The 21,480-nt window shown below is 66.4% G+C and carries 15 protein-coding genes and 1 pseudogene; 8 read left to right on the top strand and 8 right to left on the bottom strand.

Annotated features, from left to right (window positions below; translation table 11 throughout):
- Positions 1 to 644: 644 nt before the first annotated feature.
- Both GST15_RS01035 and GST15_RS01040 read right to left on the bottom strand, forming a co-directional pair.
- Positions 645 to 1,067, bottom strand: coding sequence for a CopD family protein (locus GST15_RS01035; protein ID WP_159015401.1), 423 nt, complete (start codon positions 1,065 to 1,067; stop codon positions 645 to 647).
- Between the two features lie 72 nt (positions 1,068 to 1,139).
- On the bottom strand, positions 1,140 to 1,400 hold the full coding sequence (locus GST15_RS01040; protein ID WP_159015402.1) for a hypothetical protein: 261 nt from the start codon (positions 1,398 to 1,400) through the stop codon (positions 1,140 to 1,142).
- Positions 1,401 to 1,473: 73 nt separating this feature from the next.
- On the opposite strand from GST15_RS01040, the gene GST15_RS01045 reads away from it, so the two are divergent.
- Entirely contained in the window at positions 1,474 to 2,085 is a 612-nt protein-coding gene (locus GST15_RS01045; protein WP_159015403.1) for a class I SAM-dependent DNA methyltransferase, read from the top strand.
- A gap of 86 nt (positions 2,086 to 2,171) precedes the next feature.
- Positions 2,172 to 3,455, top strand: a complete 1,284-nt coding sequence (locus GST15_RS01050; RefSeq protein ID WP_159015577.1) for a polyhydroxyalkanoate depolymerase — start codon at positions 2,172 to 2,174, stop codon at positions 3,453 to 3,455.
- A 13-nt stretch (positions 3,456 to 3,468) separates the two neighbouring features.
- Here the strand turns inward: GST15_RS01050 and GST15_RS01055 are convergent, their stop codons facing one another.
- Positions 3,469 to 4,389, bottom strand: a complete 921-nt coding sequence (locus tag GST15_RS01055; RefSeq protein ID WP_159015404.1) for a sensor domain-containing protein — start codon at positions 4,387 to 4,389, stop codon at positions 3,469 to 3,471.
- Complete coding sequence (locus tag GST15_RS01060; protein WP_425482174.1) at positions 4,386 to 4,769, bottom strand: PadR family transcriptional regulator; 384 nt, start codon at positions 4,767 to 4,769, stop codon at positions 4,386 to 4,388. Before GST15_RS01060 ends, GST15_RS01055 begins: the two co-directional genes overlap by 4 nt.
- Positions 4,770 to 4,930: 161 nt before the next feature.
- Between GST15_RS01060 and GST15_RS01065 the strand changes: the two are divergent.
- Together GST15_RS01065 and GST15_RS01070 are read left to right on the top strand one after the other, a co-directional pair.
- A pseudogene (locus tag GST15_RS01065) lies at positions 4,931 to 5,101 on the top strand (HupB); the annotation flags it as partial.
- 90 nt (positions 5,102 to 5,191) lie between these two features.
- Positions 5,192 to 6,094 carry a peptidylprolyl isomerase gene (locus tag GST15_RS01070; RefSeq protein WP_159015406.1) on the top strand — a complete coding sequence of 301 codons (903 nt, stop codon included), beginning with the start codon at positions 5,192 to 5,194 and terminating at the stop codon, positions 6,092 to 6,094.
- A 63-nt stretch (positions 6,095 to 6,157) separates the two neighbouring features.
- Here GST15_RS01070 and GST15_RS01075 read toward each other — a convergent pair whose 3' ends face one another.
- On the bottom strand, positions 6,158 to 8,587 hold the full coding sequence (locus GST15_RS01075) for a TonB-dependent receptor (RefSeq protein WP_159015407.1): 2,430 nt from the start codon (positions 8,585 to 8,587) through the stop codon (positions 6,158 to 6,160).
- 73 nt (positions 8,588 to 8,660) lie between these two features.
- Positions 8,661 to 10,694: a tetratricopeptide repeat-containing sulfotransferase family protein gene (locus GST15_RS01080; RefSeq protein WP_159015408.1), complete on the bottom strand. Its 2,034-nt coding sequence runs from the start codon at positions 10,692 to 10,694 to the stop codon at positions 8,661 to 8,663.
- A 262-nt stretch (positions 10,695 to 10,956) separates the two neighbouring features.
- On the opposite strand from GST15_RS01080, the gene GST15_RS01085 reads away from it, so the two are divergent.
- From GST15_RS01085 to GST15_RS01100, 4 genes are all read left to right on the top strand, one after another.
- Positions 10,957 to 11,250: a hypothetical protein gene (locus GST15_RS01085; protein ID WP_159015409.1), complete on the top strand. Its 294-nt coding sequence runs from the start codon at positions 10,957 to 10,959 to the stop codon at positions 11,248 to 11,250.
- A gap of 214 nt (positions 11,251 to 11,464) precedes the next feature.
- Complete coding sequence (locus tag GST15_RS01090) at positions 11,465 to 14,389, top strand: bifunctional diguanylate cyclase/phosphodiesterase (RefSeq protein WP_159015410.1); 2,925 nt, start codon at positions 11,465 to 11,467, stop codon at positions 14,387 to 14,389.
- Positions 14,390 to 14,457: 68 nt separating this feature from the next.
- A complete protein-coding gene (locus tag GST15_RS01095; protein ID WP_159015411.1) occupies positions 14,458 to 16,266 on the top strand; it encodes a DUF885 domain-containing protein in 1,809 nt (602 codons plus the stop codon).
- 2 nt (positions 16,267 to 16,268) lie between these two features.
- A complete protein-coding gene (locus GST15_RS01100; protein WP_159015412.1) occupies positions 16,269 to 17,117 on the top strand; it encodes a DUF72 domain-containing protein in 849 nt (282 codons plus the stop codon).
- 114 nt (positions 17,118 to 17,231) lie between these two features.
- Here the strand turns inward: GST15_RS01100 and GST15_RS01105 are convergent, their stop codons facing one another.
- Complete coding sequence (locus GST15_RS01105; protein WP_159015413.1) at positions 17,232 to 19,295, bottom strand: S9 family peptidase; 2,064 nt, start codon at positions 19,293 to 19,295, stop codon at positions 17,232 to 17,234.
- A gap of 57 nt (positions 19,296 to 19,352) precedes the next feature.
- Positions 19,353 to 21,347: an OPT family oligopeptide transporter gene (locus GST15_RS01110; RefSeq protein ID WP_159015414.1), complete on the bottom strand. Its 1,995-nt coding sequence runs from the start codon at positions 21,345 to 21,347 to the stop codon at positions 19,353 to 19,355.
- Positions 21,348 to 21,480 lie beyond the last annotated feature (133 nt).

Here is a 21,480-nt window from a genome sequence, read left to right on the forward strand (position 1 = left end):
CGCTCCGGTGAATGGTCGCGAGGTTACCTTTGGTAATGGATGGGGCCGAGAGTGGTACTACGCTTGCCTGCCCGGTGAATCCGTGACCATAAGCAGACATCTTGGGGTGAATATTACTCTCTTGGTGAATACGACGGTGCGGAGGCGCGAGTGTGGCCCTTGCTAACTCCTTGCGTTGGTCAGCCTTCACGATGTGGCGATCTAGGAGGGGTGAGGTTGACGAGGCGTAGGAATACTCTCGGTGAGTAGGCGTAGGCAGTATGGATTGTGCTCGGTTGCACTTATGTTTCGCGGCCTAAGGCAAGCCCAACCGAACCCTTCTAATACATGGTCGATAACTTGTGACCTACATGCTTCGAGCCGCGTTCTACATCGTGAAGGCGAATAGTGGAACCGCCCAGCCGCGGCGGTCGACAACGCACAGCTTTTCGTGCGATTCCAGACAGTTGGTCTATGGGTGCCGGGCCGGCGCGGAGTACTCAGCGGCTTAAGCAGGCGACGAAGACGAGGCCCGACTGTCGCCTATTCCCTATTCCGCGAGCTCCGTTTTTTGGCGGCGGTTTCATCTGCGATTGCGACGGCGATGGCGTGCCGGTGCGATTGCCCAACCCGGACGACTTCAGCGCCCGCTGATGCCGACAGGCTCAGAACGCCGGCTTTGCGAGCACCAGGTAGACGATCATCACCAGCAGGACGACGGGCAATTCGTTGAACCAGCGAAGCGTCGTGGCGGACGGCAGCGCGCGTCCGGCGTTGGCACCCTTCAGCCAGCGGCCGGCGACGATGAAGTGCCCCAGCAGCAGCACGACGAGCGCGAGCTTGGCGTGCAACCAGGGGCCGGCGATGCCGAAATGCAGCCACAGGACCAGGCCCAGGGCGACGGCGAAACCGAACATGATGTGACCGAACCGGTACAGGCGCCGGCCCATCAGCACCAGGCGCGAGCGCACGGCCGGCTCGTCGCCAGCTTCGGCAAGGTTGACGAGGATCCGCGGCAGGTACAGCACCGTCGCCATCCACGCGATGACGAACACCAGGTGCGCGGTCTTGGTCCAGAGATAAGCCACGGCATGCTCCTCGATCAAAGGCCAAGCATGCCACGCGGCGAAGCGCCCCGAGCCGGCGGCGCGTGCCCCGACTCAGGCGGCGTCGGAATCCGCGGATGCGGGTTCTTCCCCGGCAACCGGATGCTCACTGCTGTCGTGCGAATGATCGCGCGGCGCATCGCCGTGCTTGTACATCTCCCGCGCGCGGCTGTTGGAAGGGTCGGTGTCGCCATCGACCTGCGGCGTCTTCCTGCCAGGCTGCGCCTGCACCGCGTCGTTGGAGCCCGCGTCGTTCTGGTCGCGCTTGTCGTTGGCGACCTTCTTGTCGTGGGCGATGTTGCGTTCGTCGGTCATGCGTCTTTCCGTAGGGGTGGCGGGATGCGACCATGACACTCCGGGCTCTCCTGCAGCGTGAACCGCCTCCACGATGACCACGTCGCCTGCAGCCGGACCCAAGCAATACAATCGCGAATACTTCGACCAGTGGTATCGCCGCGGCGGAATCGGCGATGCGCGACGGCTGGCCCGCAAGGTCGCGCTGGCGGTGGCGACGGCCGAATACCACCTTGAGCGGCCGATCCGCACGGTGCTGGACATCGGTTGCGGCGAAGGCGCCTGGTTCACCGCGCTGCGCAGGTTGCGACCGGTGCGCTACCTGGGATTCGACGGCAGCGACTACGCGATCGCGCGTTATGGACGCTCCCGCAACCTGCGCCATGCGCGTTTCGGCGACTTCGCGCTGCTGCGGCCCTGCCCGCCTGTCGACCTGCTGGTGTGTAGCGACGTCCTCCACTACCTGCCCACCCGCGAACTCGATCGCGGCCTGCCCGGGTTGGCCGAACTGTGCGGCGGCGTGGCGTTCCTGGAGACCTTCGCCCGCGAGGACGCCGCCGAGGGCGACGAGGATGCCTTCCAGTCGCGTCCGGCCCGTTTCTACCGCCGGCGCTTCGAGGCGGTGGGGTTCACGGCGCTGGGATCGCACTGCTGGCTGTCGCCGGCCTTGCGCGATTCCGCCACGGCCCTGGAGATCCCCGGATGAAGTGAGGCCCGCGTCACGCTTGCCTGCATGGCAGACACACAGGCCTGCGCTATGCTGCGTCGCAACACCGGGCGGGATCCTCCATGCTGCTGTATCAGTTCCACGAGCTCTGGCGTGCCGGCATGGCGCCGTTCACCTACTGGGCCGAAGCGGGCTCGAAGATGTTTTCCGCCCCCGGAAGCTGGCTGGCCGGCATGCCCGAGGCGCAGCGTGTCGCGGCCGGTTGCGAGCTGATGTACCGCATCGGCAAGGAATACGAGAAACCCGAATTCGACCTGCATAACGTCGAGATCGACGGCCAGCAGTATCCGGTCGTGCAGCGCGAGGTGATGCGCACGCCGTTCTGCCGGTTGTTGCGCTTCAAGCGTTACAGCGATGACGCCGACAACATCGCGGGGCTCAAGGACGATCCGACGGTGCTCGTGGTCGCGCCACTCTCGGGACACCACTCCACGCTGCTGCGCGACACCGTGCGCACGCTGTTGCAGGACCACAAGGTCTACATCACCGACTGGATCGATGCGCGCATGGTCCCGGAGTCCGAGGGTGCATTCACCCTGGACGATTACGTGCTGACGCTGCAGAAGTTCATGCGCGAGATCGGGACCGACAGCCTGCATGTCATCAGCGTGTGCCAGTCCACCGTGCCGGTGATGGCCGCCGTGTCGCTGATGGCGGCGGCAGGCGAGTCGACGCCGCAATCGCTGGTGATGATGGGCGGGCCGATCGACACGCGCGAGTCGCCGACGGCGGTCAACAACCTGGCCGTGCAGAAGCCGCTGTCGTGGTTCAAGGAAAACGTGATCCACAGCGTGCCGTCGAACTATCCCGGCCGCGGTCGCAGCGTGTATCCCGGCTTCCTGCAGCACGCTGGTTTCATGGCCATGAATCCCGAGCGGCATTTCCAGTCGCACTGGGACTTCTACCAGGACCTGCTCAAGGGCGATCTCGACGACGCCGCCTCGCACCGCCGTTTCTACGACGAGTACAACGCCGTGCTGGACATGCCGTCGGAGTACTACCTCGACACGATCCGGATCGTCTTCCAGGAACACCTGCTGCCCAGGGGCCTGTGGGACGTCGCGGGTGCGCGGGTGACGCCATCGGCCATCGTCGATACGGCCATGCTCACCATCGAAGGCGAGCTCGACGATATTTCCGGACAGGGACAGACCCGCGCCGCGCACGCACTGTGCAGCGGCATCGCCGAAGAAAACCACGCCCACATGACGGTCATGGGCGCCGGCCATTACGGCATCTTCAGCGGCCGCCGCTGGCGCACCGAGGTGTATCCCGCGGTGCGCGACTTCATCGCCGCGCATTCGGCGGCGCCCGCAGTCGCCAGCAAGCGTCCGCGCAAGGCCGCCTGAGCGCGAACCGCGCTTAGCGTTCGGCCTGCACCAGCAGGTGCTTGGCCAACTGTCCGTGCCACTGCCCGATCAGCCGGGCCAGGTGCAGCGTGACGAACAGCAGCACGATGCCGGCCAGCGAAACCAGCGGCCATGTCCAGGGGTCCTGCTGCAGCGACAGTCCGAAGCCATCGACATGCACCCACTGGCTGTTGCCGAACAGCATCAACACGGGCAGCAGCGCGAGCGACAGCGACACGCTCAGTCCGGTCACCACGAGCGTGAAATACAGGATCCCCAGCGGCAGCATCAGCAGGAAGTACAGCTGCGTGGTCCACGTGCGCGGATCGGTGAACAGGTCCTTGATGCGTTCCAGCAGCGGCTTGCCGCGTGAGCTGTACAGCGGACGCCGTGGCATGCGCTCACCGAGCATGACCTCGACGATGCGGCCCTCGACCAGCGACAACACGCGCACGGATCCGAAATACAGGATCACGAATGGCACGCCGATGATCAGCACGGCGAAACCGGCCGACATCGACAGCCCAGCGACGACCCAGGTGAAGTAGAAGATGCCGGTGGCCAGCGCCAGCACCATGTAGAACAGCGCGGCATAGGTGCGCGGCTCGGCGATGACGCCGAAGAAGCGCCCTAACCACGACGCGCGCACTGTCGGCGGAGGCGTGCGCAACGCCGTCTGCACGGTGACCTCGGTGTCGCGATAGATGTCGGCGACTTCATCCGGTGCGCCATAACTGCCGGCGACCGACGCGATGACGTCGGCTTCGGATTTGCCGGGATTCTCGGCCAGCTCCGATCGCAGGTACTCCTCGGCGTCGTACAGCGCGTCCTGCACCAGCGCGGGATCGGCTCCCGCAAGTGCGGCACGCAGCTGCTCCAGGTAGGCGGGAATCGAGGTGGGCAGCAGCACGCGGGCGGATGTGGTGGTGTTCATGGCGCGGGGCCTTCGAGGACGGAGTCGACGGAATTGCGGGTGGCGGTCCAGGCGGCGGTCCATGCCTCCAGGACCTGCCGCCCCGCGGCGGTGATGCGGTAATAACGACGTGGTGGGCCAGCCGTGGACGGCTCGACCGTGCTCTGGAGCAGTCCGGCGCCTTCCAGGTTGCGCAGCACCGGATACAGCGCGCTCTGCTTGCCGGCCAGGACGCCCTGCCCCACATGCTCCAGCGTCTTGGCGATCTGGTAGCCGTACATCGGCGCTGCAGCGGCCGACAGCACCGCCAGCAGTGCCAGCGACACCGTGCCGGCACTCAGTTCCTTCTGGAACTTGCGTAGCTGCTGGTCGATCAGGTCAGGGCCATCGGGGGCGTTCACGAGGAGCTTCCACTCGGCAGGTTGAAGTGAACACTACTGTCTTGTTATGTATAGCGGATGTGCCAGTAGTCACCCTGCACTTCGCGGGCTGCATTTCGCGGGAGATCGACGGCGGCCGCGCTAATTTCCCGCTCGATCCCCTGAGACCCGGAGGACGCGACATGCCGCGTGGAGACAAGTCCAGCTACACCGACAAGCAGAAGCGCCAGGCCGAGCACATCGAGGCCAGCGAGAAGAAGGAAGGCCGGTCGGACAAGGACGCCGAGCGCATCGCCTGGGCGACCGTCAACAAGCAGGACGGCGGCGGCAGGAAATCCGGATCCGCGCGCAAGCCTCACTAGTCCGCGTCGCCACTGTCGACCGGCTCTCCGCTTGCGCGCGCCCGCCACTACACTCCCACGGTCACCACCGGGGAGTTGCCCATGCGCGTTGCCCTGATTCCTGCCTGCCTCCTGCTCGCCTGCATGCCATGCATGGGCGCTGCGCCGGCCAAGCCCCTGTCGACGCAGGAACTGCTCGATTCATCGAAAGCGGGCGACTGGCGAACGCTCGATCCCGCCAACACCCTGTACCTGGACCTTGCCAGCGGACGCGTCGTGATCGAACTGGCGCCCGACTTCGCGCCCGCCCACGTCGCCAACATCCGCACGCTCGCGCACGAGCACTACTGGGACGGCCTGAGCATCAACCGGTCGCAGGACAACTTCGTCGTGCAATGGGGCGATCCCGCCGAGGACGATGCCCAGCGCAAGCCGTTGGGATCCGCAAAGGCGCACCTGCCGGCGGAGTTCACCCGCAGGAGCGCCGGGATCCCGTTCGTGCGCCTGCCTGATCGCGACGGCTGGGCACCGCAGGTCGGATTCAGCGGCGGCTTCCCCGCAGCGCGCGACCCGCGCACCGGCCAGGCATGGCTGGCGCATTGCTACGGCACGGTGGGCGCCGGTCGCGACATGGCCGCCGACTCCAGCAATGGCACCGAACTCTACGTCGTCGACGGCCAGTCGCCACGGCAACTGGATCGCAACATCACCGTCGTCGGCCGCGTCGTGCAGGGCATGGAATGGCTGTCCGTGCTTCCGCGCGGCAGCGGTCCGCTGGGCATGTACGCGAAGGCGGAACAACGCGTGCCGATCAAGTCATTGACCCTCGCCTCGGACCTGCCCGAATCGCAACGAACGCCGCTGCAGGTCCTGCGCACCGACACGCCGCTGTTCACCGCGTTCGTCGAGTCGCGTCGCAACCGCCGGGATGACTGGTACAAGCTGCCGGCCGGCCACATCGACCTGTGCAACGTGCCGCTGCCCGCGCGCAACCCGCCGAAATAGCCGCGCCCCACGCAAAACGCCCGCTGTCAGGCGGGCGTTTTGCGTCCATCGATGAAGCGCGCGCTAGAAATCCTGCGAGAAGCGGATACCGAACGTGCGTGGCTGCGTCGTCACGATATAGGGCTCGTTGCCACAGACGGCTGTTGCGCACTCGGCGAATCGCGCCAGCTCCGTGCGTTTGTCGAAGGCATTCTTCAGGAAGAAGTCCAGCGCCCAGTTGCCCTTCTTGAATCCCGCCGACAGGTCGGCCAGCGTGTAGGCCGGCAGGTTGCCGAGCAGGTTGTTCTCAGCCGTGCGCAGGTCCGTGCGGCGATCGCCCTGGTGGATCACGGCGGCCTGGCCATAGGCTTCGCCACCGAACAGGTCGAAGCTGTAGCGGGCGGTGACGTTGCCCTTGAAGCGCGCCGTCACTGGCAGTCGTGCACCGGCGGGCGCTTCCGGACCGGACACCACGTCGCCATTCGGGTCGAGCGTTCCGGCCGGGCAGACGGTTTCAGGATCTCCGTTGGGCCTGAGCCAACCGCAATAGTTCTCGGTCAACTTGGAGTCGTAGAACGCAGCGGCGCTTGTGATGGCAAGGTTCGTCGTGGCCCTCCATCGGATATCGGTTTCAAGACCACGGATCCGCGCCTGGCCGGCGTTGTGGATTTCCGTCAGCCCGTTCTGGCCGAGGAACGAGAACTGGAAATCCTTCCAGTCCTCCTGGAACACGGCGCCGTTCCACGAAAACTGGTTGTCCGCCCAACTCGTTTTCCAGCCCAGCTCATAGTTGGTCAGGAAGTCGGCCTTGTATGGCGGCAATGTTCCGCGCCGGTTGATTCCACCGGGGCGATAGCCCTGGGACCACGTCCCGTACACCATCCTGTTGTCGTCGATGCGCCAGGTGAGGTTGGCACGCCCCAGGGAGCCGGTCTCGTGCGTCGACTTGTCCAGGTTCACGCAGGGCGCGCCGTGGAACTGCTCGGTGGAGAAACAAGCTGCTTCACCCGTCGAGCTGCTGTATCCGGGCCCGAATCCGAAGAATCCTTCCAGTGAATTCTCCGACTTGAAGAACCGCATGCCGCCGGTCGCGGTCAACCGCGGCGTCAGGTCGAACGAGACTTCGCCGAACGCGGCTTCATCGCGATCCTGTCGTTGTTGCGCCGTCAGCCAGATGGTGTCCGGGAATCCGGTGACTTCAAGCGACGACGCAAGGTTGTCGACAAGATAACGCTGGTAGATGTCGTGGCCCTGCCGTTGCCAGAACAGGCCTGCGACCATCCGCAGGCGATTGTCCTGTGGCGACGTCAGTCGCAGTTCGTGGCTGGTCATCGTGTAGCCGTCCTTCGCATTGATGTGCTGGGACGGATTGATGAATGCACCGCTGTCGTCGACGAAGTAAGCGCCATAGCCAAGGCCGGGCTGGTCGTACCAATAGCCGTAATCGCTGTAGTCGGCCTGCGAATCGACCTGGCGACCCAGGTGCGAGTAGGCGTAGACGAGGTCGAAATTGCCGACCTTGCCCTCGACCGTCAGCGCCGCCTGCGTCCAGTGGTCGTTGGAATGCTCGGGGTAGAAGTGGGTCACCGCCAGGTCGCCCACCGACGGGTCGTAACCGCTGCTGCCATTGGCGTCCTGTCGCTGGCCCATGACCTGCGGGGTCACCGACCAGTTGTCGTTGAGGTCGATCTTCAACGCCGCGCGGGCGCCGACGGTGTTGGCCCAGTTGTAGTTGTCCTTCGCCCGGCCGGCGTTGTCGATGGTGATCCCCGACGTCGGGAATGTCCGCGTGCCGAAGACGTTGTCGACATAGCCGGCATCGTGCTTCTGCCAGCCGACCAGCCGGATCGCCGCGCTCGGCGACAACGGCGCGTTGACGAAACCCTCGAGCACATGGCCCGTGCCGCCGCCTTCGATCGTGTTCGCCTCGACCGCATAGCCGGAGGAAAACGCGCTCTTGTCGGGCTTGTTGGTGATGATGCGGACGGTGCCGGCCTGGGAACTGGCACCGTACAGCGTGCCCTGCGGGCCGGCGAGCGCCTCGATGCGCTGCACGTCGTAGATATGGACGTCCAGCGAGCCTTCGATCGTGGTGATCGGCTGTTCGTCCAGGTACATGCCCACGCTCGGCTGCGAGCCCGAATGGTTGCCATCACCGCCGCTGGCGACGCCGCGCATGTACACCTGGGCGAAGCCCGGCCCGGAGAACACACCACCACCGACGGTGCCGTAGGACAGGCTGGGCAGCAGCTTGGCGTAATCGGCGAAGCTCAACACGTCCTGCTGCTTGAGCTTCTCCTCCCCCAGCACCTGCACGCTGATCGGCACCTTCTGCAGGTTCTCCACGCGCTTCTGCGAGGTCACCGTGATCGTGTCCAGCGTCCGCGTGTCCTTCACCGCCTGGTCGGGCGGCGTTGGCGTGGCGGCCGCATCCGGTTCGGCGGGCGCGGTCTGCGCCCAGGCCATCGTGCAGCAGGCGAGGTAGATCGCCGCGGTCAGCGGCAGCCTGTTCAAGCGCGATTTGCGCCGGTTTTGTATTGCCCATGCTCTCGGTTGCATTGCATCTCCCCCATCGGTGATCAAGCGTTCAAGGCCTGGTTGAACAGGCCGGTGTCTGGAGTGTTTCCGGATATGCGTCGAGCACAGGCCCCAGCGCCTGTTTCAACGGGCCCAGCCAAGGTTCGTAATGCCGCCAGTGATCGATGCCTTCACGGAAGATCGGCCTGCGCACCTGCTCGGAGCTGGCGGTGCGCACGGGACGCTCGTTCTCGAAGAAGCGCAGGCACTGCTCCTCGAAGGGAAGTCCGCAGTAATCGAGCAGTCGCCGCACCTGGGTGCCGGTGTCGGTGACCATCTGTTCGTAGCGGACGCGATGGATGCGACCGGGTTGGACCTCGTCGAAATGCGTCATCAGCGCGACGTAGTCCTGGTAATAGCGGCCAAGGTCGACGAGGTCGTAGGTGAAGGTCTGCCCCAGCGCGAAGTACTGCTTGAAGGCCGAAAAGCAGCATGCCATCGGATGTCGCCGCGCATCGATGATCCTTGCGTTCGGCAGGATCAGGCGGATGAGACCGACATGCGCGAAGTTGTTCGGCATCTTGTCGATGAAGAACGGTGCGGATGTCTTGCGGTGGATGCGCGTGCGCTCCAGGTAGCGCTCGCCCAGTTCGCGCAACTGCTCCGCATCGAGCATGGCGACGGCGTCGTGGTAGGTCCTGGCGTCCGCACCGGACTGGCGACGCAGCGCTCGCGTCATCGTCATCAGTTCGGGCAACTCCATCGTGCCTTCCACCTGGCTGTGGCTGGACAGGATCTGCTCGATCAGCGTGGACCCGGCACGCGGCAAGCCGACGATGAAGATCGGATCCGGCGCGGATGCGCCCGCACCGGCTCGCTGCGCGTAGAAGTCGGCCGTGTACAGCTCTTTCGCCCGCTGCGTGCGGACACTGGTGTCGTCGGCGCTGTAGGGACTCGTCATGCGCCGCAGGCTGTTGCCACGCTGGTAATGCACGAAGGATTCCTCGAACTCCTCAGCGTCCTCGAGCGCCTTGGCCAAGGCGAATGCAAAGTGCTGGCGGTGTTCGTCGCCGAGGTCGGCGCGCTCGAGTTGCGCGCGCATCGCTCGCACATCGTCCGCACTGAAACGGAAGGTCTTCAGGTTGGCCAGGCTCCACCAGGCGTCGCCGAAGCCCGGCTCGAGCGCGCTGCTGCGTCGATACGCCGCGATCGCCTGCTCCTGCCTTCCTGCTGTCTTCAAGGCGTGGCCGTAGCTCAGCCAGATCCTTGCGTGGTCCGGGTATTGCGCCAGCAGTGCGTCGTAGATGTCGATGGCCGGCAGGTAGTCGCCGGTCCGGCACAGGATCACCGCCTTGAGGTTCCTGTAGGCGGGATTGCGCGGATCCTTGCGCAGCAGGCACTCCACTTCGGCCAGGGCCTCGGCGGCACGATTGGCGCGATTGAGGACGAGTGCATGGTGATGCCGCGCAGCGTCGAAATCCGGCGCCAGCGCAATGCAGCGCGCCAGCAACGCCTCGGCATCGTCGTCGCGTCCCAGGCGCGCCGCCAGCTCGGCCAGCATCCGGATCGCGGCGACGTCGGTCGGCGACTTCTTCAGGTGCGCGCGCAGCAGGAGTTCGGCGTCGGGTATGCGGTCCTCGCACAAGGCCGTTGCGGCGGCGAGCAGGTCGGGGTCACGGGTCGAATAACGGACATGGCTCGAATACGCGGCCGAGGCGGCTGTCGCATCGCCAGCCAGCGCCAACTGGTCGGCCAGCATCAACCACGCGCCGGGGAGGTCCGGCTTGAGGCTGACCGCGCGCCTGAGCGCCGCCGTGGCGGCATCGCTGCGGCCCAGGGCTGACAACGCCCGTCCCAGCTCCCACTGCGCCATCGCCCACTGCGGCTGCGCTGCCGCGACCGGCGCGAGGACAGCGACCGCCTGCTCCGGAGCCCCGCGCGCGGTATGCGATGCGCCCAGCACCAGCAATGCCATTGGATGCTCGCCGACCACGGCGATGATTTCGCGTGCCTGTTCGGCGGCGAGTTCGGGCTCACTGGCGAGCAGCCGCGTGGCGTGCGCGAGGGCGACGTCGAGCGATGCCACCTGCCCGGCTTCGCTCATGCGACGGCAAGCCAGGCTGGCGTGGGGCACACGTCGGCCACGACAGGTTCGTGGACCCGGCCGGATCGGTGGAACGGGCAGGACGACATGCGATTCCCCGGTTCTGCTGCGACGCCACGGCGCCCCCACCCTCGCGCCGGTTCACGCAATCTACGCCGCGGGGATTTGCCGCGTCCAGTGGGGCGGCAGGCACTTCGCCGTCACGTCGACTTAGCCCGGCCCTGCCTAGGCTCCCGGCTTCTCCCCAGCCCAGAGAGTTGCGATGCCGACCCTGAGAATGCGCGTGACCGGCGGTGAAGGCGACGTCCGCGCCATGATGAACCTGCTGCAAAGCCTGGATGGAATCGAGCACGTCGAGGAAGTCGGCGACCTGATGCCGCACATGGACGATGCCGATTCGAGTTCGGCCGGCCTGAGCGACATCGCGGGCCCTGACGTCCATGAGATCGAGATCGACGCCCCGAACGACTCCACCGCCCGCCGGGTGCGCGAGGCGGCCGAGGCGCTGGCCTTCGACCTGGATGCCCTGGTGGAGTTCGAGGAAGAAGAAGACTAGGCATCCGCGGCCTGCGACTGCGCGCGCATGGCGTGCGCGGTCGACAGACAGGTATTCCTGAATGGCGCAGCTGAGGACGCTCACCGCCGCCCTGCGCGACGCCGCCGGGAGCACGCGCCTCATTCGCTGGGCGGGTCGGCGTTTGCGTGGCGCGGCGCCCATTTTCGCGCACCGCATTGCCGGATACTGCCACCACACCCTCCAGGGAACCCCGATGCCACGCAAAGGTTCCGTCATAGAACGCGCCACGCTGGCCGATCGACTGCTGCACGCGATCACGCCCGAGCAGGTCGCCGACGTCATGCTGGAGAGCGATCCGGCGCTGGCCGCGCCCGGCACGTGCGTGCTGTGGTCGGACAACTGGCCGCATGCCATTACGTCGTATCCCTCACCCTGCCTGGAGCCCTGCGTGCTGGCTGCCGCCCATGCGGCATTGCAGGAATGGCGCGAGCGGGCGACCCAGTCGGCAACCACGCAGGTCCTTTGCGACAAGGACGGCGCGACGGCCGTGCTCCATCTTCCAGCCGCAAACGATGCGTTGCCGGCGTCAGGCCTGCAGGCCGCCGGTGCGCGCATGGCTGAAGTGCTGGCGATCCAGCGCCTGCACGGAACCGTTGCGCAGCTGGCCCAGGCCGAGCATCTGCAGCGGGCGTTGTTCGCGATCGCCGACATGGCCGGCTCCAATTTGGACATGCCCGACATGCTGCGCGGGCTGCACCGTATCGTCGGCGAGCTGATGTACGCGGAGAACTTCTACATCGCGCTGTACAACGAGGCCGACGGCAACATCCGCTTCCTGTACTTCGTCGACAGCGTCGACGCCGCCGGCCCCACGGCCGGCGAGGAATTCCCGCTGGACCGCATCAGGCACGGCCCGACCTGGTGGACGATCCATGAGCGCAAGCCGTGGATGGGCACCACCGAGCAACTGCAGGCGCAGATCCCCGGCCCGCTCAACATCCATGGCGCCGACAGCCACGACTGGCTCGGCGTGCCGATGCTGCGCGACGGACAGGTGCGCGGGGTCATGGTGGTGCAGAGCTACCTGCCCGACGTGACATTCAGCAGCACCGACATGGCGCTGCTGGGATTTGTCGGCGAGCACATCCTGACCGCGCTGGAACGCAAGCAGGGCCAGGCGGAACTCGAGCGCCGGGTGGAGGAGCGCACCGCACAGCTGGCCGAAACCAACGAGGAGCTGCGCCAGGAAGTCGCCGAACGCCAGCGTGGCGAACGCCTGCAGTCGGCGCTGTACCAGATCGCGGCGCTTGCCAGCGTCGACGAGAGCAGCGAACGCTTCTTCCGGCACGTGCATGCCGTCGTGTCGGACCTGATCAACGCGGACAATTTCTACATCGCGCTGCTGTCAGGGGACGGCTCGACGCTCGAATTCCCTTATCGCGTGGATCGCAACGCGCCGCACAGCGCCGCACGCCCGCTCGGGCGCGGCCTGACGGAATACACCTTGCGCAGCGGGCGTGCGCAGCTGGTCGACGGCCGCGAGGCGGCGCGCAGCCTGATCGAGGCGGGCGAAATCGACGAGGGCTATATCGACTCGCCGACCGCATGCTGGCTGGGCGTGCCGCTGATCGGCACCGAGTCGTGCATCGGCGTGGTCGCCGTGCAGAGTTACACGCCCGACGTGCGCTACGACCAGCGCGATGCCGAGCTGCTGACGTTCGTCTCCTACCAGCTGGCCAGCAGCATCCAGCGCCGGCGTGCCGCCGATGCCCTGCTGACCTCGCACATCCGCCTTGAGGAGCGCGTCGAGGAACGCACGCTCGAACTGCGCGAACAGATCGCCGTCCGTGAGCAGATCGAGGCGCAACTCCAGCACCAGGTCATGCACGACCCGCTGACCGGACTTCCCAACCGGCTGTACCTGCGCGACCGCGTGGAGCGTGCGATCGCCGGCGTACGCCGCAACGAGGAGCGGCGCTTCGCCCTGCTCTACCTGGACGTGGACCGGTTCAAGATCATCAACGACAGCCTGGGCCACCTGGCTGGCGACCAGGTGCTGCAGGAAGTCGCGCGCCGCCTGGGCGAATGCGTCCGCGAACCGGACGTGGTCGCGCGGCTGTCGGGCGACGAATTCGCGTTGCTGCTCGAGGACGCCCCCGTTCCGCAGACGGCGAGCAAGGTCGCACAGCGCGTGCTCGAGGCGCTGAAGCGGCCGCTGCTGGTCAATGCACATGAATTGCATACGTCGGCCAGCATCGGCATCGCGATCGGCGACCGGCGCTACCAGACGACGGACGAACTGCTGCGCGACGCCGACATCGCGCTGTACCGGGCGAAGAGCGCCGGCCGCCAACGATTCGTGATGTTCGACGATTCGCTGCAACGCAATGCCATGGACGTCCTCGGGCTTGAGCAGGAGTTGCGCGAGGCATTGGCGGCGGGACAATTCGAGCCGTATTTCCAGCCATTGGTGCGGCTTGCCGATTCGATGGCCGTCGGCTACGAGGCACTGGTGCGCTGGCACCATCCGCAGCGTGGCGTGCTGTTGCCGGGCGAATTCCTGCGCGTGGCCGAGGACAGCGGACAGATCGAGGCGATCGACTGGCAGATGTACAACATGGCCTGCACGGCGGGCGCGGCACTGGTTCGCGACGGCGGCTTCATCACCATCAACGTCTCGCCGCGTCATTTCCAGAACGAGGACCTCGACGAACGCCTGCTGGCGGTCACGTCGGAAACCGGCTTCGACCCCGCCAAGCTGCGCATCGAAGTCACCGAAGGCACCTTGCTCGGCGACCCGGCCGCCGTGGCCAAGGTCCTGCAGCGATTGCGCGTCGCCTGCATCGAGGCCGCGCTGGACGACTTCGGCACCGGCTACTCCTCGCTGGGTTACGTGCACCGGTTCCCGCTGAAGATGATCAAGATCGACCAGTCCTTCGTCGCCCCGCTGGGACAGGAGGACTCGCCTCGGAGCCTGGCGGTGATCGGCGCGATCCTGGCGCTGGCGCGTTCGCTGGGACTGGAAGTCGTCGCCGAGGGCATCGAGACCGAACAGCAGCTGCGGATCCTGCGCGACATGGGTTGCGTCTTCGGGCAGGGGTATTTCTTCGGACGTCCGCAGCCGGCCGGACACTGGCTCGCCCTGCGCGAGGCGCGCACCGCCGAAATCGTGGCCTAGGCCCGCGCCTGTCGATTGCCTCCCCGCTGGCGGGGGATATGCTTGGGGTTTACGCCACCGAGACCGCCATGCGCCCGTCACTGCTCGCCGCAACCCTGCTGACCGCCACCCTGGCCGCCTGCCAATCCACGGCGCCCGTTCGCCCCGACCAATCGACGTCGATCGCCGCCCCGGTCGTCAATGCTGCCGACGCACGCTTCGATGCCGTCGCCAAACACTGGCTGGACGGATGGACCCGGCTCAACCCGGTCTCGGCCACGCAGCTGGGCGACCATCGTTTCGACAGCGAGATCGACGACCTGAGTGCGGGCGGGCGGCAGCGCATGGTCGACTTCAGCCGGCAGGTGCTGTCCGAGCTCGACGCCATCGACGCCAGCGCGCTGTCGCGGGAAAACCAGGTCGACGCGATGATCCTGCGCAACCAGCTGCGCTCGGACATCTGGAGCATCGACACCTTCCAGTCGTGGGCGTGGGATCCGCAGGTGTACAACGGCCTGGCCGGCGGCGCGATCTACAACGTCATGGCGCGCGACTTCGCGCCGATGCCGCAGCGATTGAAATCGGCGACCGCGCGCATGGAGAAGATCCCCGGGATCTTCCTGCAGATGCGCGCCAACCTCGATCCGGCGCGCGTGCCCAGGATCCATGCCGAGACAGTCGCCAAGCAGAATGCCGGCGTGCTCAGCCTGGTGGATGAATTCATCACGCCCAACGCCGGCCAGCTCACCGGCGCGGACCGCCAGCGACTGGATGCGGCGGTCGCCGGGCTGCGCACGGCCGTCGCCGATCAACAGGCATGGCTCGACGGGACGCTGGTGCCGAATGCGAAGGGCGATTTCCGCATCGGCCAGAAGCTGTACGACGAGAAGCTGCGGATGTCGCTGGACTCGACCTTGTCGCGAGCCGAGATCCGGCAGCGCGCCGAAGCGGAGATCAAGCGCGTGCGCGGCGAGATGTACGACATCGCGCGCGGCGTGCTGAAGGACCGTAAATCGGCGACGCCGCTGCCGGCAACGCCGACCGCCGTGCAACAGCAGGCGGCCATCGAGGCCGCCCTCGAGCTGGCCTACGCCGATCACCCCGCACGGGACCAGGTCGTGCCGGCAGCGAAGCAGGCGCTGGCGAACGCAACGGCGTTCGTGCGCGCAAAGGACCTGGTGACCGTGCCCAATGACCCCGTCAACGTGGTGCTCATGCCGGAATTCCAGCGCGGCGTCGCGGTCGCGTACTGCGATTCACCCGGCCCGCTGGACAAGGGATTGGCAACGTATTTCGCGATCTCGCCGATCCCCGATGACTGGACCCCGAAACAGGCGGACTCGTTCCTGCGCGAATACAACTCGCGGATGATCAACCTGCTGACCATCCACGAGGCCATGCCCGGGCACTACCTCGAAGGCGCGCATTCGGCGCAATTTCCTTCGACCTTGCGGGCGGTGCTGCGTTCCGGCGTCTTCGCCGAGGGCTGGGCGGTCTACACCGAGGACATGATGACCAGGGCCGGCTACATGGACAACGATCCGCTGTTCCATCTGGTGCAGCTGAAGTTCTACCTGCGTTCGGTCGCCAATGCCCTGCTCGACCAGGGCGTGCATGTCGACCATTGGACGCGCGAGCAGGCGATGCAGCTGATGACGCAGCAGACCTTCCAGCAGGAACGCGAAGCCGCCGGCAAGTGGGTCCGCGCGCAGTTGTCGTCGGCGCAGCTGCCGACATACTTCGTCGGCGTGCAGGAGCAGTTCGACCTGCGCCACGCGATGGAAGCCAGGCTTGGCGACCGTTTCAACGAGAAGGCATACCACGACCAGGTGCTGTCCTACGGCGCACCGCCGGTGCGCTACGTGCGCGAACTGATGCTGGACGAACCCATCCACTGACGATGGCCCGCCTTCCCGCCGAACCGGAGCCGATCGCGACGACACCGCGCGTCGTCGACGGCATCCGCGTCGGCGTGGGCGGCTGGACCTACGCGCCCTGGCGGGACAACTTCTACCCCGCCGGGCTGGTGCAGCGCCGCGAACTGGAATACGCCAGCCGCCACCTCACCGCCATCGAGATCAACGGCACCTGGTACGGCGCGCAGAAACCGGCGACCTACGCGAAGTGGCGTGACGAGACGCCCGATGGCTTCGTGTTCTCGGTCAAGGCACCGATGCGCATCACCATGGCGCGCGCACTGGCCGACACCGGCGGACAGATCGATGCCTTCCTCGCCGGCATCGTCACGCTTGCCGGCAAGCTCGGTCCGATCGTGTGGCAGTTCGATCCGATGCGGAAGCTGCAACTCGACGATCTTGCGCGGTTCGTCGAACTGCTCCCGGCGCGCGTCGATGGACGCGCGCTGCGGCATGTCCTGGACGTGCGCGTGCAGGCGGTGGTCGATGCCGACTTCATCGCGCTGGCCCGCCGCCATGGCATGGCGACCGTCTTCACCGACTCGACCGAGCATCCGTCGTTTGCCGACGTGACCGCGGACTTCGTCTATGCGCGCCTGATGGGAACCCACAGCGCGATCCCCACCGGGTATCCGGAAGCGGAGCTGCGGATCTGGGCGGAGCGCGCCCGGACCTGGAGCCGTGGCGGCGAGCCAGGCGATCTTCCGCGGATCGGTCCGGCCGCCACCGGCAAGACGTCGGCACGCGACGTCTTCCTCTATTTCATCAGCGGCGCCAAGGAGCGCAATCCGGCCGCTGCGCAGGCACTGTTGCGCATGCTGGGATCCGCGTAGCGATCGTGCCGTCATCCGTCGGATGGCACAGGCCACGCGCCCGGCTCTACTGCCAGCAACGCCCAAAAAAAAGCCCCGCTCGATCGAGCGGGGCCTTGTTGCCACGGACAGGTCTTACTGCCCGATGTGTTGCTTCAGCCACGCATTGACCGTGTCGTGCCAGAGCACGCTGTTCTGCGGCTTGAGCACCCAATGGCTCTCATCCGGGAAGTACAGGTATTTCGACTCGATGCCCTTGCGCTGCAATGCGGTGAATGCGGCGATGCCCTGCTCCACCGGGATGCGGAAATCCTGCTGGCTGTGGACGATCAGCATCGGCACCGTCCAGTCCTTGACGTGCAGGATCGGGTTGAACTTCTCGTAACCCTCTGGATTGCTCCACGGCGTGCCGCCGTTCTCCCACTCGCTGAACCAGAGCTCTTCGGTCGCATAACCCATCATGCGATTGTCGAACACGCCATCGTGCGCAACGATGCACTTCCACGGTTGCTGCCAGTTGCCGGCGATCCAGTAGGCCATGAAGCCGCCGTAGCTGGCGCCGAGCGCGCAGGCCTTGTCGCCATTGAGGAAGGAATACTGCGACAGTGCCGCGGCCCAGCCTTTCTGCAGGTCTTCCAGCGGACGGTCGCCCCAGTGTTGCGAGATCGCGTCGGTGAACGCCTGGCCGTATCCGGTCGACCCATGGAAGTCCACCATCACCACCGCGTAGCCCTGCCCGGCATACGTCTGCGGATTCCAGCGGTAGCTCCAGCCGTTGCCGAAGCTGCCCTGCGGGCCGCCATGGATCAGGAACGCGACCGGATAGGTCTTGCCTTCCTCGTAGTTCCATGGCTTGACGATGTAGCCGTGCACGGTGTCGCCGTTCCAGCCCTTGAACTGGAAGGGCTCGTACGCGCCGAACTTGACCTCCGGCAGCATGTCCGCGGCACTGGGCGTTGCTGCAACGACGGGCGCGCCATTGATTCCGCCGGTGAACAGCTGGTCGCCGGTCTGCATGCTGTTGCGCGCAAACGCCAGCGTCGGCCCCTCGATCACGAATGCCGACACGGTACCGTCGCCGACCATTTCGGTGACGCCGCCGCTGGCGATGTCGACCGAGAACAGCGGGTGCTGTCCGAGGTTCTCGGCCGTGGTGTAGATGGTATTGCCATCGTCGGACAGGGTGATGCCGTCGGCCGAGCGGTCCCACTGCGGATCGATCTCCCGCGTCGCACCCGTTCCCAGGTCCATCGCCATCAACGCGAAGCGATCGGCCTCGAAGGTCGGGCGCTTCATCGCGCGGTAATACAGCGTCCTGCCGTCGGCGCTGAACACCGGGCCGGCGTCCCAGGCCTTGTTGGCGGCGGTGAGGTTCTGCGCGGTGCCACTGCCGTCGGCGTTGAGCCGGTACAGGTCGAAGTTGGTCGAGTGCGGCTCATCGCCATTGGACAGTCGCGCACTGACGACCAGGCTCCTGCCATCCGGCGCCCAGGCCACGTCGCTCATGTCGCCGAAGGGCTTGGACGGCACGTCGGCGACCAGGTCGGCGCCGATCAGGGTGGCGGCCTTCGACGGCGCCTTGCCGCCGAGCGCTGCGACGAAGAGCCGATTGATGCGGCCATCGGCCCAGGTGTCCCAGTGGCGGATGAAGAGGTGGTCGAAGACGACGCCGGTGGACTTGTCCTTGCCGACGCCATCGAGCTTGTCCTTCGTGCAGCCCAGGTCAGCGCCACAGGCGGGAAAGACGCCTGCGGCGAGGGCCACGCGCTTGCCATCGGGCGACAACGCGAATGCATCGACGTCCACGGGCAATGCGGTGACCGCCGACGGCGCTCCCCCTGAAGCCGGCATCGCGTAGAGCTGCGAGCTGCCCGACTTCGCGCTGAGGAAATACACGGTCTTCCCGTTCGGGGAAAACGCCGGTGAGTTGACGTTCCAGCCCTTTGGCGTGAGTTGTTTCGCATGCGCGGTGTCGTGCGCGGGCACGTCCTCGATCCACAGTGCGCTGGCGGCCTTGTTGGCGGCGTAGTCGACCACGCGCTTGGCGAACACCAGCTTGTGGCCATCCGGCGACAGCGTCGGGGACGAGAAGCGGTCCATGGTTTCCAGGTCGCGGGCCTGGAACCCGCGCGCGGCGAGTGCGGACGACGACCAGGTGAGCAGCAGGGCGAGTGGAAGCAAAGCGTGGCGAGGCGTCATGTGGGATCCGTTGCGTCTTGTGGGAATGATCTTGTGGGAATGATCAGGCTGTAGTGCTCAGGCTATCGCGCGGCGTGACAGGCCCTCGATCCAGCGGTACAGCAACAGCACCGCCAGCACGAAGGCCACGCCACCGATCCAGAGGGCCGGGCCCGCGGCGAATTGGTCGCCGACCAGCGACAGCGGGAACAACTTGAACGCAACGATGCCGGCAATCAGCACGCCGACAAGTCCCTCGCCGACGATCATGCCGGAGGCGAGCAGCACGCCGAGTTGCTTCGCCGCTTCGGGCCGTGCGCTGCGTTCGGCGCGGCGGTCGTAAAGCGCGCCGGCGATGGCGCCAACGACCACCATCAGCGTGGCCGAGGTCGGCAGGTAGATACCCAGGCCCACCGCCAGCGGCGACAGGTGCGCGTGCTTCGTCGTGCGGCGCAACACTGCGTCGAGCACGATCAGCACCACGCCGATGGCGGCGCCGATGCCGATCAGGCTCCAGTCGATGTTGTTCTGGATCACGCCTTGCGCGAGCGCGGAGATCAGACCGGCCTGCGGCGCGGCAAGGGCCTTGGCCGGGTCCACGCCCGGAGCGCCGGCGAAGCCGTAGGCCGTGTTCACCAGCGACAGCACCGGCGGAATGACCGCCGCGCCGGCGATCACGCCGACGATCAGCGCCCACTGCTGCTTGGCGGGCGTGGCGTCGACGAGTTGGCCTGTCTTGAGGTCCTGCAGGTTGTTGTTGGCGATCGCCGCGACGGTGAACACCACGGCCGTGACCAGCAACGCGAACGCCACCAGTCCCTTCTCGTGCCCGGGCTCCATCAGCGGCTTGATGCCGAACACCAGCAGCAGCGCCGCACCGATGACGACCAGGATGCCGATGCCCGACAGTGGGCTGTTCGATGAGCCGATCAGGCCGGCCATGTAACCGCAGATGGCGGAGACCATGAATCCGGTGATCACGATGTACAGCAGGCCGCCCAGGATCAACGTGGGTGTGTGCGCGCTCAATCCGGTCTCGTTGGCGAAGTAGTTGAGCAGGAAGGCGATCGGCACGAAGCAGGCGGCCATGATGAGGCCGACGATGCCGATCGGGATGTCGTGCTCGGTGCGCGGCAACGTGTGCAGCGTGCCGCCCTTGCGCGCGCGGTTGGCGGCCATCGCCGAGGCGAGGCCACTGATCACCGGCTTGACCAGCTTGCCGAGCGTCCAGATCGCGGCAACACCAATCGTGCCCGCGCCGACGAAGCGCACCTGCGTGCTCCAGGTCGCGCCGGCGAAGTCTTCCGGGCTGCCGGTCATGGGCAGCAGTACGGAGAAATGCGGCACGCCCCAGCCCCAGCCGATGATCGCGCCCAGCAGCATGGCCACGCCGACCCATAGGCCAACGAGGTGGCCGACCGCGAACAGTGCCATCGACAACGCAAAGTCGAAGCCGGTGACGGCGTTGCCGCTGCCAACCTTGAAGTAATGCTTGACGTCGCTGGTGAACACGCGCGTCGCCACGACGATCGCGAACCCAGCGGCGACCACCGCGCCCCAGACCACCGCGAGCAGGCCGGCCCGGCTTTCCTCGGCGCCTTCGCGGGTGCCCCCGGCGCCAGGGCTTCCGACCTTCAGCACCTCGGCACAGGCCACGCCTTCGGGATAAGGCAGGTCGGAGCCGGTGACCAGCGCGCGGCGCAGCGGGATGGAATACATCACGCCCAGGATGCCGCCCAGCGCGCAGATCAGGAACGACACCCAGTACGGGAAGCCTGTCCACCAGCCGATGATCACCAGCCCCGGCAGCACGAAGATGATCGACGACAGGGTGCCCGCCGCCGAGGCTACGGTCTGCACGATGTTGTTTTCCTGGATGGTCGAGTTCTTGAAGTTCCGCAGCAGCGCCATCGAGATGACCGCGGCCGGGATCGACGTGGCGAAGGTCAGGCCGGCCTTGAGCCCGAAGAAGACGTTGGCGGCGGTGAACAACACGGTGATGACGACGCCGAGGACCAGCGCGCGCAGGGTCAGTTCGGTCCGGGGTTCCGCGAGCTTGCTCTGGGTGGCCACGGTCGGGTCCTGTTGGAAGACAGCGGAGTATTGCAAACCCGGAGTCCCACGTGCGAGTGGCCTGCCCGCGCGCCGGCACCGCCGGATCCGCGGGCTACACTCCGGCTGTCCACCGCGGAATGCCCATGACTGC

The sequence above is a fragment of the Cognatiluteimonas profundi genome (assembly GCF_009792795.1).
GTDB classification, from domain to species: Bacteria; Pseudomonadota; Gammaproteobacteria; order Xanthomonadales; family Xanthomonadaceae; genus Cognatiluteimonas; species Cognatiluteimonas profundi.